We start from the raw sequence: 12170 nt of genomic DNA on the forward strand, positions 1-12170 counted from the left end.
CGGGAGGTCTCCAGGTGGTGGGAGGCGGGGGAGGGGCGGTCAGAGCGGCTGGCCGGCGCGCACCCGCGCCGTCACCCGCCGCTCGGCCCAGAACGACACGAACGGCACGACGCCGGCCAGGAAGACCAGGACGGTGCCCTTGGCGGTGAACCGCGCCTTTCGGGCCAGGTCGAAGGCGGCGAGCAGGTAGACGATGTAGAGGAAGCCGTGGATCGGCGACACGACCTCCGAGACCTCGGGGACCCCACCCCAGTGGTTCAGCGGCAGGGCCACGAAGACCACGATGATGAGCATCACGCCGACCACGTACGCGAGGACCCGGTAGCGGCTCAGTGCGGTCGTCAGCTGCGCGGTGGACGTGGTGGTGTCAGCGGCCACGGGGCACCTCCTGCCCGAGGGCCTTGGCGTTCAGCTCGGCCAGGTAGGCGTTGTAGGCGGCAAGCTCCGGGTCACCCGTGGTGTCGATCCGGGGGCGCTGGTACAGGACGACGGCGTTGCCCGGCTCGTCGTCGGCCGGGTCGCGGTTGGCCTCGTCGCGGCACATCCGCAGGTAGAACCACAGGCCCATGAAGCCGTAGAGCGGCCACTGCAGGGCGTAGCTCCAGTTGACCGGCCCACCGCCGTCCTCGGCCTTGCCGAGCTGCCAGTTGCCCAGGAAGAAGGTGGCCACGAACAGCGCCGCCACCAGCAGGTGCATCAGCATCCACCGGACGGTGAGCAGGCGGGAGTACACGCCCCGACTCTAACCGCCGGGCGGGGCTCGGCGGCGCCGTCCCGGGGAGGCGACGCGCACATCCGCCCTCCGCGGTGGACGGCGCGCGGCCCGTCCGACCAGCCCGGTCGGCGACCCGCCGGGAGGGCCTGCCCGCCCCCGGGACGACAGGCGGGGTCGGCTAGTCTCGGCGAGACTGTGGTCGGGGTGGGCAGAGCCTGTCGGGGAACCGAGGAGCGCCCGCCGGTGAGACCGCGTGGCGCCGCCACGCGGGGGATGAGGAGGCAGCGGGCAGTGGCTCGACGCAGCAAGCTGGCGAAGGTCGCCGGGCTCGGTCTCCTGGGTGCTCTGACGCTCAGCGGGTGTGATGTCACGGGCAGTTGGCTCAGTTGGGGATGGCCTGAGGGCATCACCGACGAGGCTCGCGAGATGCACCAGTTGTGGATCGGCTCGACGATCGCGGCCCTGGTGGTCGGCATCGCGGTGTGGGTCCTCATCGCCTATGCGGCCATCCGGTATCGCAAGCGCGGTGACGAGCTCCCGCGGCAGACGGCCTACAACCTCCCGTTGGAGGTCGTCTACACGGTCATCCCGTTCGTGATCATCGCGGTGCTGTTCTTCTTCACCGTGAACACGCAGAACCGGGTGATGGAGCGGAGCGCCGAGCCCGAGGTCACGGTCGCGGTCAACGCGTTCAAGTGGAACTGGCAGTTCGTCTACCCGGAGACCACCGACGCGAACGGTGGCGAGCCGGTGTCGACGGTCGGCAGCACCACCGAGATCCCCATCCTGGTGCTCCCGGTCGACCAGACGATCCGTTTCGAGCTCGCCTCGGCCGACGTCATCCACTCGTTCTGGGTGCCCGAGTTCCTCTTCAAGCTCGACGTCATCCCGGGCAACGAGAACGGCCGGGACAACGTCTTCGAGGTGACCGTGCGGGAGCAGGGTGCCTACGTCGGCCGGTGCGCCGAGCTGTGCGGCACCTACCACGCCTACATGAACTTCGAGGTCCGCTCGGTCAGCGAGGAGGACTTCGAGGACTACCTGGACGCCCGCCTCGACGGCCTGTCGACGTACGACGCGCTGGAGAGCATCGGTCAGCCGGGTGTGGCGACCAGCACCGTGCCGTTGCCCCAGGGCGGCCAGCAGGCTGCTGCCTCCGATGACTGACCCGACCATCTCGCTGGACCAGGAGGAACGGCCGTGAAGGTCGAAGCGCTCATCTTCAACTTGCTCACGGTGTTCTGCATCGTGGCCGCGCTCGTGTACGGCATCTGGGCGCGTGAGCCGATCGGCACGACTGCGCTGGCGCTGTCCGGCGGCCTGACCGCGCTGATCGGCGGGTTCTTTTGGTTCGTCAGCCGGCGCATCGACGCCCGCCCCGAGGACCGCAAGGACTCCGAGATCGCCGACGGCGCCGGGGAGCTGGGCTTCTTCAGCCCGGCAAGCTACTGGCCCTTCGGGCTGGCCCTGTCCGCTGCCCTGATGGGCCTGGCGCTGGCCTTCTGGTACCCGTGGCTGGTGCTGCTGGCGGGTGCCTTCCTGCTGATGACCATCGGCGGGTTGCTGTTCGAGTACTACGTGGGGCAGAACGCGCACAGCTGAGCCCTCCTGCCCGTGCAACGGGGCCCCTCCCATCTCGGGAGGGGCCCCGTTGCACGTCCTGGGCCGGGAGAGGCCCGCAGCAGAGGACGGCGGGTCGGCGGCCTGAGTGCCGATGCGCGCCAGGTGACTGCTCGTCTGCATCCGGCGGCTCCTGGATGCGGCGCCGGGCGCCGGGTGTGGAGCGGCCCTGGGGCCCTCCCGTCTGGTGCTGGGCCAGGACCCAGGGCTTCCTGCTGCGCGGCGCGTGGCCTCCTGCCTGCGGACTGGCACGCCGTGCGTGCCGGGCAGCGGCACGCGGCCGGCGTCGACGGACTGCCGCCCGATCGGGTGGCCTGGCCAGCCGGGCCGGCCTCGGCCGCTGCCCACGGCCAGCTGGTGCCGTGTGATCCGCCGGCGTCCGCGGCACGCCCCGGAGGGGACCGGTTGGTCAGTGGGCAGGCGTTCTGCGGGCTCAGGCGGGGCTGGAGCGCGGGCGTGGAGGGGCCCGGGGGAGAGGGTGACCGCCTCACCGGCCGGGGATGGGTCGGACGGGGAGGAGTGCGCGGCGCCGGCGACGGCGAGGGACCGCGGTCAGGCTGTGCTCCCCGGCGGCCCTGAGCCAGTGAGGTCCCCACGGCCGCTCTCGAGCTGCGCTGCACGGGGCCTCGGTGCGAGCGGGTGTGCGACGTCTTCCCAACGGCCGGCCGTTGCACGGTGGTCATCGGCCCGACGGCTGCCCTGATGGTCTGCGGCGCGGTGGTTGCCGGGGTGGCCGGGAGAGGTGCGCCGCAGGCGTCGTCTCATGCCGGTCAGCCGGTCAGCCGGTCAGCGGGACTCTGCAGGGATCCAGGCACCGAGCTGGCGGCCCGGCAACGAGCAGGGCCCCGGCGGACGATGCCGCCGGGGCCCCTGCTCGTGTGGTGCTGGGTGGTGCTGGGTCAGTCGCGCGGCTCCTGCTGGGGCCGACCACCCTCGGACGGACGTCCGCCTTCGCTGGGGCGGCCGGACCCGGTGAGTTCCCGGCTCGACTGCTCCGACTCCAGGCCGCGGGCCTCCAGCTCGGCCTGGCGCTGCACCGCAGCCGGCTCCTCGATGGGGGAGAAGAAGCCCCTGATCGCCCGGCGAGCGCCGCCGACCTGGTTCATCTTCTTCGGCACCGAGGCACCGCCGTAGGCGAGCTGGCCATGACCGTGCTCGTCGACCGGACCCAGCGGCTGGTGGACCTCGATGAACTCACCGCTCGGCAGCCGGCGGATGACGCCGGTCTCGATGCCGTGCTCGAGCACCTCGCGGTCGTGCCGCTCGAGACCCAGGCAGATCCGGTAGGTGATCCAGTAGGCGATCGGCGGAAGGACCAGGAAGCCGATCCGGCCGAACCAGGTCATCGCGTTGAGGCTGATGTCGAACTTCTCGGCGATGACGTCGTTGCCGCCGGAGATCCAGAGCACCACGTAGGCGGTGATCGCCATCATGCCCAGCGAGGTGCGGACCGGGACGTCGCGGGGGCGCTGGAGCAGGTGGTGGCTGGCCGTGTCACCGGTCAGCTTGCGCTCGATGATCGGGTAGAGCGCGAGCAGGGTGAACATGATGCCCGGGATGCCGAGGGCGCCCCAGAGGACCGGCGGGATGTGGTAGCCCCACAGCACGATCTCCCACGGCGGGAAGATCCGGGAACCACCGTCGACGAAGCCGATGTACCAGTCGGGCTGGGAGCCGGCCGACACCTGCGCCGGGTTGTAGGGCCCGAACAGCCAGAACGGGTTGATCTGCACCAGACCACCGAGTGCGGCACAGAGACCGAAGACGATGAAGAACAGTGCGGTCGCCTTGCCGGCGAACGTCGGGAAGAGCCGGTGGCCGACCACGTTGTGCTCGGTCCGACCAGCACCCGGGAACTGCGTGTGCTTCTGCTTCACCAGGATCAGCAGGTGCAGCGCGATCAGGGCCAGCAGGATGGCCGGGATGATCAGGACGTGCAGGATGTAGAGCCGGCCGATGATCAGCTCGCCGGGGAAGTCCCCACCGAAGACGGTGAAGTAGACCCACGTCCCGATCACCGGGATGGAGAGGAACACCGCCGAGAAGATCCGGAGGCCGGTGCCCGACAACAGGTCGTCGGGGAGGGTGTAACCGGCGAAGCCCTCGAGCATGGCCAGCACCAGCAGTGCGACACCGATGAACCAGTTGGTCTCACGGGGCCGGCGGAAGGCGCCGGTGAAGAAGATGCGGAGCAGGTGGACGCAGATCGCGGCCACGAACAGCAGCGCCGCCCAGTGGTGCATCTGGCGGATCAGCAGGCCACCGCGGACGTCGAAGGAGATGTCCAGCGAGGACTCGAAGGCCGCCGACATCTCGATGCCGCGCATCGCTGCGTAGGAGCCCTCGTACGTGACCTCGGTCATCGTCGCGTCGTAGAAGAACGTCAGGTACGTCCCGGACAGCAGCAGGACGACGAACGCGTACAGCGCGATCTCGCCGAGCAGGAAGGACCAGTGGTCGGGGAAGACCTTGTTCAGCGTGCGGCGGAGCGGCCCGGCGACGATCAAGCGATCGTCGACCTCCAGGGCCGCCTTGCCGACGAGCGTCGTGGGCTGGCCCGGCGCCGTCGTCGTGGTGGTCGCCATCAGTCGAGTCTCCCAATGTTCCAGAACGAGGGTCCGACGGGCTCGGGGAAGTCGCCGCGTGCCCTGAAGTATCCCTCGTCATCGACGGTGATGGGGAGCTGCGGCAGAGAGCGGGTCGCGGGGCCGAAGACCGGCTTCGCGCCCTGTGTGACGTCGAACTGCGACTGGTGGCACGGGCACAGGATCCGGCTGGTCTCCTGCTCGTACAGCGATACCGGGCAGCCGGCGTGGGTGCAGATCTTGGAGTAGGCGATGTAGTCGCCGTAGCCGAAGTCCTCGCGGCCCTCGGCGGGCACCAGGGTGTCCATCTGGTCCGGACGCAGGCGGATCAGCATGACGGCCGCATCAGCTGCCCGGTTGCCGCCCTCGACGGCCGGGAACACCGTCTCCAGCGAGCCGACCTGCTGGTCGCCGGGGCGGATGGGGGTGCCGTCCTCCCGGAGGAGGCGGACGCCCTCGGCCCACGGGGTGGTGGCCAGCAGGTTGCCGGTGTTCGGGTTCTTGATGAGGCCGCCGAGCGGGGCGATCAGCATGGCGCCGAAGGCCGCACCCATCACGCCGATGGTGCCCAGCAGCACCTTGCGGCGGGGGAGGCCCGAGTTCTCCAGGCTGCTCATCAGCGTCGCGCCGGTGGTGACCCGGTCGAAGTGCGAGCCGTCGTGCTTGTCCTGGACCGCGGTCTCGTGCGGCAGCAGCTTCTTGACGTAGAGCACCAGGCCGACACCGATGCAGATCAGCGATGCGCCCATCGTGGCGCCCAGGAGCGGGGTGTAGATGGCACTCCAGGTGCTGCCGCCGATCTCCCACTCCCAGCTGGGGAGGAACCAGCCGGAGCCGGCGTAGATCACCAGGAAGGCGACCGCGAACAGGGCGGCCAGCGCGAACCACAGGGTGACCTGCCGGGTGTTCTTCTTCTCCAGCGGCGAGCCGGGCGGGGCGGCGGGTTCGACGTGCAGGACCTCGACCCCGTCGTAGCGGGCGCCCAGCCGGTCCAGCTCGGTGCGGTCCATCGCCGCCAGCTGCTGGGGCGAGTGCTCCGCGTCGGGGCCGCTGTGGTGCGGTCCGGACGTGTTGTCCCCGCCGGCCGAGCCAGGACCGTGCTCGGTGGTGGTCACGCGGTCTCCTCGGAGGCGTTCATCGCCCGTGCGTGACGGGCGGGCTTGAGCGGGTGGTGCGGGAACTGGCTCACGGGGCCTTCGTCCCCATCCAGAAGATCCCGAAGAGCAGGGCGCCGACACCCACGGTCCACATGACCAGGCCCTCGGCGACCGGGCCGACCCGGCCGATCCCGGCGCCGCCGGGGTCGGCAGCGGCCTTGATCGTCTGCACGTAGTTGATGATCGAGCGCTTCTCGTCCGGCGTCAGCTGGTTGTCCCCGAAGACCGGCATGTTCTCCGGGCCGGACAGCATGGCGGCGTAGATCGTCAGGTCGTTGGCGTCGAGCAGCGAGGGGGCCCGCTTGCCGGAGGAGAGCGCCCCGCCCATGCCGGTGAAGTTGTGGCACTGGGCGCAGTTGAGCCGGAAGAGCTCCCCGCCCTCGGCCAGGTCGCCGTCCCGCAGGTCGCCGGAGGGCAGCGTGGGGCCGCCACCGTTCGCCTGGATGTAGGCCATCAGCTGATCGATCTCCTCCTCGGAGAAGATCGGGGGGCGCTCGGGGGCCTGGGCCTCCTGGCGGACCAGCGGCATGCGCCCGGTGTGCACCTGGAAGTAGACGGCGGCCTCGCCGACCCCGATCAGGGACGGGCCGCGGTCCTGGACGCCCTGCAGGTTGGACCCGTGGCAGGTGATGCAGCTGCGGGTGTACAGCTCGCGGCCGGCCTCGACGGCGTTGGACGGGTTGCCGGTCGAGTCGTCTGCGGCGCTGGCCCCCGGGGCCAGGGCGGAGTAGCCCACCCCGGTCAGCACCAGCGCGGCCAGCAGGCCGGCGATGTTGGCCAGGCGGCGGCGCTGCTTGCTCCGGCGACGGTCGCGTGCCGCGGCAGCCGGTGAGCCGGCGGCCGGACGGCGACGGCGCAGGCCGCTGCGCCCGCCCTCGAGGGGGGCTTCGGAGGAGGCGTTCGTGGTGGACACCCGGTTCCCTACTTGATCAGGTAGATCGTGACGAAGAGACCGACCCACACGACGTCGACGAAGTGCCAGTAGTAGGACACCACGATGGCCGAGGTCGCCTGGGCAGGCGTGAAACGGCCCATGGTGGACCGGATGAGCACGAAGAGGAAGGCGACCAGGCCGCCGATCACGTGCAGGGCGTGGAAGCCGGTGGTCAGGTAGAACACCGACCCGTAGGCCGACGACGAGATGGTCGTGCCGTGGTCGACCACCAGGGTGCGGTACTCGAAGCCCTGGCCCAGCACGAAGACCAGGCCCATCGCGAAGGTGATGGTGAACCAGCGGCGGAGGCCGTAGACGTTGCCGATCTCGGCGGCGAACACGCCGTACTGGCAGGTCACCGAGGAGGCGACCAGGATGAGCGTGAAGAACAGCGCGTACGGCACGTTCAGCTCGGTCGGCTCCGGCGGCCAGCCGTCCTCGGCTCGGGCTCGCGCGGTGAAGTACATGGCGAACAGGCCGGCGAAGAACATCAGCTCACTGGCGAGCCAGACGATCGTGCCGACGCTGACCATGTTCGGTCGGGTCAGGGAGTGCACCCGCGAGGTGTCGAAGGTGCTGCTCGCCACGGGGGCCGTTGTCACCGGCTCATCATGGCATCGGTACAGGCGTCCCACGACGTGGGGTGGGACGGCGTGGCGCGTGTCGAGGCCGCTGTGCGCGAGTGCGCTGGACAGGCCCGTGCGGCGCACTGCCCGGGCGGTCGGGTGGGGGCACTAGGCTCGCGCAGGTGAGCGTCGACGCCGCACCGGCCACCGTGCTGGTCTTCAGCCCGCGGGCCGAGGTCCGCGCCGCCGTCCAGACCGCGCTGGGCCGTTCGCCGGCCCCGGACGTGAGTCCGGTCACCTACGTGGAGTGCGCCACGGCCGACGAGGTCGTCGCGGCCGTCGACGCCGGTGGCATCGACCTCTGCGTGCTGGACGGCGAGGCCCAGCCGACCGGGGGGATGGGCATCAGTCGCCAGCTCACCCACGAGGTCGCCGACTGTCCCGCGTTGGTGGTGCTGATCGCGCGGCAGGCCGACAGGTGGCTGGCGCACTGGTCGATGGCCGACGCCACCCTCGCCTACCCGATCGACCCGTTGGCCGCCACGGACGTGGTTGCCGGGCTGCTGCGCGAGCGCGACGCGCAGCGCCCCGCCGTCCGTCGCTGATCGGTGGGCACCCAGGAGCCGACGTGGTCGGGTCTGCTCAACCGGCTCGTCCGGGGTGAGGACCTCGCCGCGGTGGACACCCGCTGGGCGATGCGCCAGGTGATGACCGGGGAGGCGACGCCTGCTCAGGTCGCCGGCTTCGTCGTGGCGCTGCGCGCCAAGGGCGAGTCGCCCGAGGAGGTCACCGGCCTGGCCGGGACGATGCTGGACCAGGCCACCCCGGTCGTGCTGCCGGTCGACTGCGTGGACATCGTCGGCACCGGCGGCGACGGCGCCCAGACGGTGAACATCTCGACCATGGCGTCGATCGTGACCGCCGCGGCGGGCGCGCCGGTGGCCAAGCACGGCAACCGGGCAGCGTCCTCGGCCTCGGGCACCGCCGACGTCCTGGAGGAGCTGGGCGTGGTCATCGACCTGCCGGCTGCCGCCGTGACGCGGTGCGTCCGGGACGCCGGGATCGGGTTCTTCTTCGCGCCGGTGTTCCACCCCGGCATGCGACACGCCGCTGCCCCCCGGCGGGAGCTGGGGATCGGGACCGTCTTCAACTTCCTGGGGCCGTTGACCAACCCGGCCCGGCCGGTGGCCGCTGCGATCGGCTGCGCGGACACCCGGATGGCGCCGGTGCTGGCCCAGGTGCTCGCCGACCGGGGCACCCGGGCACTGGTGTTCCGCGGCGACGACGGGCTGGACGAGCTCACCACCACGACCACCTCGGCGGTGTGGGTGGTCCGGGACGGCGAGGTGGTGGCCGAGCGGCTGGACCCGACGGCGCTCGGCGTGCCGGTCGCCGAGCCGGGCGCGCTCCGGGGCGGCGGCCCGGCGGTGAACGCCGAGGTGGTCCGCCGTCTGGTGGCGGGGGAGCGCGGCGCGGTGCGGGACGCGGTGCTGCTGAACGCGGCCGCGGCGCTGGCGGCCTTCGACGAGCGCGGCGCACGGCTGCACGACGCCCTGGAGGCCGGTCTGCAGCGCGCGGCGGCAGCGGTGGACGACGGCCGCGCCGCGGCGAAGCTCGACGAGTGGGTCCGGGTCAGTCGCGCGGCACGGGACGGCGTCGACGCCTGACGGTCGGCGGGTCCCCGGCGGGTGAGAACGCCGGACGGTCTCGCCCCCGCTGCCCCGTGCGCACCGGGGCAGCGGCCGGTCGGCCCTGGTCGGGGCGCCTGGTCAGCGCTCGGCCGGGGCCTGGATCCCTGTCCCGGGGGTTCAGTCGGCCTGTTCGAAGCCGATCGAGAACGCCGCTTCGAGGTCGTGCCGGGAGTAGGCGCGGAAGGCGATGTGCGTGGCGGTGTCGACCACGCCGGGCACCTTGTTGATCCGGCCGGCGATCACCTGCGCGATCTCCTCGAACTCGTGCACCCGGACGAGCGCCACCAGGTCGACGTCGCCGGCCACGGAGTACACCTCGCTGACGCCCGGGAGCGCGGCGACGGCCTCGGCGACCTCGCCGATGGAGTCGGTGGCGGCATCGATCATCACGATGGCGGTGATCACGTCGGGGATGCTAGCCCGCCGGCGACCCGGCTGCGCCGTCCCCGCCGCGAGGTGGGGCGTGCGGCCGGGTCGGGGGCACCGGGCACGAACCGGTCGGGCTGGGCGCGGGTGCTCAGCGACCGGTGGTCGGCGAACGGGTCCAGTTCTGCCCGGCCGGCCTCCACCCGGGCGAGGAAGTCCCGGTAGTGCCCGGTGCCCGGGGTGCGGCTGGCGAGCGTGCCGGTGACGTCGACCAGCCGGGTGCCGGGCTTCTCCATCCAACGCAGCACCAGCTCGGTCTCGTCGACGCTGGCCGCCAGCTCGCCCTCCGGTCCGATCGTGGTCTCTGCGGTGGTCAGCAGGTCGGCCAGGTGGCCGCGCACCGAGCGGCCGCGTTCGGCGACGCCGGCGGCGACCAGGCGGCCGCGGCGGACGACCGACAGCTGCCAGCCACCGGACCCGTCGGGCCGGGCCAGCACCAGTTCCGGGACCGCGGCCAGCAGCTCCAGGCGCTGCCGGCGGTGCACCGCGCGGAGCAGGACGGCCACCCGGTCCCGGAGCACGGCGGCGTCCTCGTAGCGGCCCTCCCCGGCCAGCCGCTCGACCCGGGCGAGCAGCGGTGCGACCAGGCCATGGGGGTCGGAGTCGACCGCGGCGGCGAACACCGACGCCACCGAGGCGTACTCCTCCCGGCTCTGCTGTCCGGTGCACGGCGCGCCGCACCGGCCCATCCCGGCGAGGGCGCACGCGGTGCCCAGCACGGTGAGCGAGAGCCGGGACGTGCACTGCCGCAGCGGCAGCGCCTCGTGCACCGCCGCGACCGCGGCGTCCGCGGCCCGGCGGTCGGGGAACGGCCCGAGGAAGACCCCGGCGCCGGGCCGCACGCGGCGCACCACCGACAGCCGGGGGAAGGGCTCGTCGGTCAGCCGGACCCACAGTGCGCGTTCGGGGAAGCGGGACCGGCGGTTGTAGCGCGGCTTGTGCTCGGCGATCAGCCGCAGCTCGCGCACCGCGGCCTCCAGGTCGTGGGCGCACGGCAGCGCCTCGATCCGTTCGGCCAAGGTGATCATCTCGGTCATCCGGCTGCGCTGCTCGCCGGCGGAGAAGTAGCTGCGCACCCGGCTGCGCAGGTCGGTGGAGGTGCCCACGTACAGCGGTTCGTCGCCGGGGCCGCGGAAGACGTAGACCCCGGGGCCGGACGGCACGTGCTCGGCCAGGTGCCGCTTGCGCCGTCGCCGGGGATCGATCTGCCGGGTCAGCCCGGTCAGCTCCTCCAGCGACGTGATCCCGAGGGGGCCGAGCCGTTCGAAGAGGCCGTGCAGGACGTCGACGGTCGCCCGGGCGTCGTCCAGGGCCCGGTGGCAGGGCTGGGTGGAGGTGGAGAAGTAGGGCGCGAGCGTGGCCAGCTTGCAGTTGGGCACCTCGTCGCGGGTCAGCAGCCGGCGGGCCAGGACGGCGGTGTCGACCGAGGCGAACGCCGGCCACGCCACCCCCGTCGACTCGCAGGCCGCCCTGAGGAACCCGAGGTCGAACGGGGCGTTGTGGGCCACCAGCACGGTGCCCCGGGCGAACTCCAGGAACGCCGGCAGCACCCCGTCGATGCGGGGTGCGGCGGCCACCATGGTGGAGGTGATGCCGGTCAGCACGCTGATGTAGGGCGGGATCTCCCGGCCCGGGTCGACCAGGGTCTGGAACTCGCCGAGCACCTGACCGCCGCGCACCTTCACCGCACCGATCTCGGTGATCGCGCTGTCCTTCGGGGAGCCCCCGGTGGTCTCCAGGTCGACCACCACGAAGGTGACGCCGGCCAGCGGGGTGCCCAGCTCCTCGATCGCGGCCTGCTCGAACCGGGGCCGCTCGGACGCCGTGTGCCCCGGGGTGCTCAGCCGGTGCCACCCGGGCGGGGTGGTCGGCGGCCGCGGGGAGACGGTCGACGGGCGGGGCGGAACGGGTACGGACGGCACGGGACGGACGCTAGGTCGGGGGTCCGACAGTCCTCCGGAGGCCACGCCGGGCCGGTGGGTGACCCGGGTCCGGCCCGGGCGGCCGGGCGCGGGCGGTCGCGCAGAACTGTCGGTGGCCGCTCCTAGCGTCCGTGGCGTCCGGATCCGAGAGAGAAGGAGAGCCGCCGTGCTCATCGACTGCGACACCTGCACCGTCCGCGGTCAGGGCTGCGACGACTGCGTCGTGACCGTCCTGCTGGGTGCGCCACCGGGGTGGGGGAGCGAGCCCACCGTGGTCCCGCTCAGCCGGCGCCGTCCCGGCGTCCGCGCCGGCGAGCCGCTGGAGCCGGCCCGGGACGTGCCCGCGCGGGTGGACGCCGCTGCCGACGTGGACAGCACCCCGCACGACGACGACGTCCGCCCGGTCGTGGAGCTGGACGAGGTCGAGCGGAAGGCGGTCCGGGCGTTGGCAGACTTCGGCCTCGTCCCGCCATTGCGCCATCAAGATGCGACGACCCGAGGCGACCGCCACGTGAGCTGACAAATCCCAGACCTGTGATTTGTCAAGTGCTGCG

13 protein-coding genes are annotated in these 12170 nt (G+C 72.2%); 5 read left to right on the forward strand and 8 right to left on the reverse strand.

Annotation, left to right across the window (positions count from 1 at the left end):
- Nucleotides 1-39: 39 nt before the first annotated feature.
- Together Q1A09_RS12990 and Q1A09_RS12995 are read right to left on the reverse strand one after the other, a co-directional pair.
- Nucleotides 40-378: a DUF3817 domain-containing protein gene (locus Q1A09_RS12990; RefSeq protein ID WP_299955538.1), complete on the reverse strand. Its 339-nt coding sequence runs from the start codon at nt 376-378 to the stop codon at nt 40-42.
- A complete protein-coding gene (locus Q1A09_RS12995; RefSeq protein ID WP_222193465.1) occupies nt 368-733 on the reverse strand; it encodes a metalloprotease in 366 nt (121 codons plus the stop codon). The genes Q1A09_RS12990 and Q1A09_RS12995 overlap by 11 nt, the downstream gene beginning before the upstream one ends.
- A gap of 408 nt (nt 734-1141) precedes the next feature.
- Here Q1A09_RS12995 and coxB point away from each other — a divergent pair, with 408 nt between their 5' ends.
- Nucleotides 1142-1882, forward strand: a complete 741-nt coding sequence (gene coxB, locus Q1A09_RS13000) for a cytochrome c oxidase subunit II (protein WP_299955541.1) — start codon at nt 1142-1144, stop codon at nt 1880-1882.
- A 33-nt stretch (nt 1883-1915) separates the two neighbouring features.
- Nucleotides 1916-2317 (forward strand): cytochrome c oxidase subunit 4, encoded by a 402-nt coding sequence (locus tag Q1A09_RS13005; protein ID WP_299955544.1) that lies wholly within the window; start codon nt 1916-1918, stop codon nt 2315-2317.
- 917 nt (nt 2318-3234) lie between these two features.
- Here Q1A09_RS13005 and Q1A09_RS13010 read toward each other — a convergent pair.
- The 4 genes from Q1A09_RS13010 to Q1A09_RS13025 form a co-directional block, all read right to left on the reverse strand.
- Entirely contained in the window at nt 3235-4920 is a 1686-nt protein-coding gene (locus Q1A09_RS13010; RefSeq protein ID WP_299955546.1) for a cytochrome bc complex cytochrome b subunit, read from the reverse strand.
- Entirely contained in the window at nt 4920-6035 is a 1116-nt protein-coding gene (locus Q1A09_RS13015; RefSeq protein WP_299955548.1) for a ubiquinol-cytochrome c reductase iron-sulfur subunit, read from the reverse strand. The genes Q1A09_RS13010 and Q1A09_RS13015 overlap by 1 nt, the downstream gene beginning before the upstream one ends.
- A gap of 70 nt (nt 6036-6105) precedes the next feature.
- Nucleotides 6106-6990 (reverse strand): c-type cytochrome, encoded by an 885-nt coding sequence (locus tag Q1A09_RS13020; RefSeq protein ID WP_299955550.1) that lies wholly within the window; start codon nt 6988-6990, stop codon nt 6106-6108.
- Between the two features lie 8 nt (nt 6991-6998).
- A complete protein-coding gene (locus tag Q1A09_RS13025) occupies nt 6999-7613 on the reverse strand; it encodes a heme-copper oxidase subunit III (RefSeq protein ID WP_366139780.1) in 615 nt (204 codons plus the stop codon).
- A gap of 146 nt (nt 7614-7759) precedes the next feature.
- Here Q1A09_RS13025 and Q1A09_RS13030 point away from each other — a divergent pair, with 146 nt between their 5' ends.
- Both Q1A09_RS13030 and trpD read left to right on the forward strand, forming a co-directional pair.
- Nucleotides 7760-8182, forward strand: coding sequence for a hypothetical protein (locus tag Q1A09_RS13030; RefSeq protein ID WP_299955552.1), 423 nt, complete (start codon nt 7760-7762; stop codon nt 8180-8182).
- Between the two features lie 3 nt (nt 8183-8185).
- Nucleotides 8186-9244 carry an anthranilate phosphoribosyltransferase gene (gene trpD / locus Q1A09_RS13035; protein WP_299955554.1) on the forward strand — a complete coding sequence of 353 codons (1059 nt, stop codon included), beginning with the start codon at nt 8186-8188 and terminating at the stop codon, nt 9242-9244.
- Between the two features lie 141 nt (nt 9245-9385).
- On the opposite strand, the gene Q1A09_RS13040 is transcribed toward trpD, so the two are convergent.
- Both Q1A09_RS13040 and Q1A09_RS13045 read right to left on the reverse strand, forming a co-directional pair.
- Nucleotides 9386-9673 carry an Lrp/AsnC family transcriptional regulator gene (locus Q1A09_RS13040; RefSeq protein ID WP_299955556.1) on the reverse strand — a complete coding sequence of 96 codons (288 nt, stop codon included), beginning with the start codon at nt 9671-9673 and terminating at the stop codon, nt 9386-9388.
- Complete coding sequence (locus Q1A09_RS13045) at nt 9670-11616, reverse strand: DEDD exonuclease domain-containing protein (protein WP_299955558.1); 1947 nt, start codon at nt 11614-11616, stop codon at nt 9670-9672. Before Q1A09_RS13045 ends, Q1A09_RS13040 begins: the two co-directional genes overlap by 4 nt.
- A gap of 166 nt (nt 11617-11782) precedes the next feature.
- Here Q1A09_RS13045 and Q1A09_RS13050 point away from each other — a divergent pair, with 166 nt between their 5' ends.
- Entirely contained in the window at nt 11783-12136 is a 354-nt protein-coding gene (locus Q1A09_RS13050) for a hypothetical protein (protein WP_366139781.1), read from the forward strand.
- Nucleotides 12137-12170 lie beyond the last annotated feature (34 nt).

The organism is uncultured Modestobacter sp. (assembly GCF_947486615.1).
Taxonomy (GTDB): Bacteria; Actinomycetota; Actinomycetes; order Mycobacteriales; family Geodermatophilaceae; genus Modestobacter.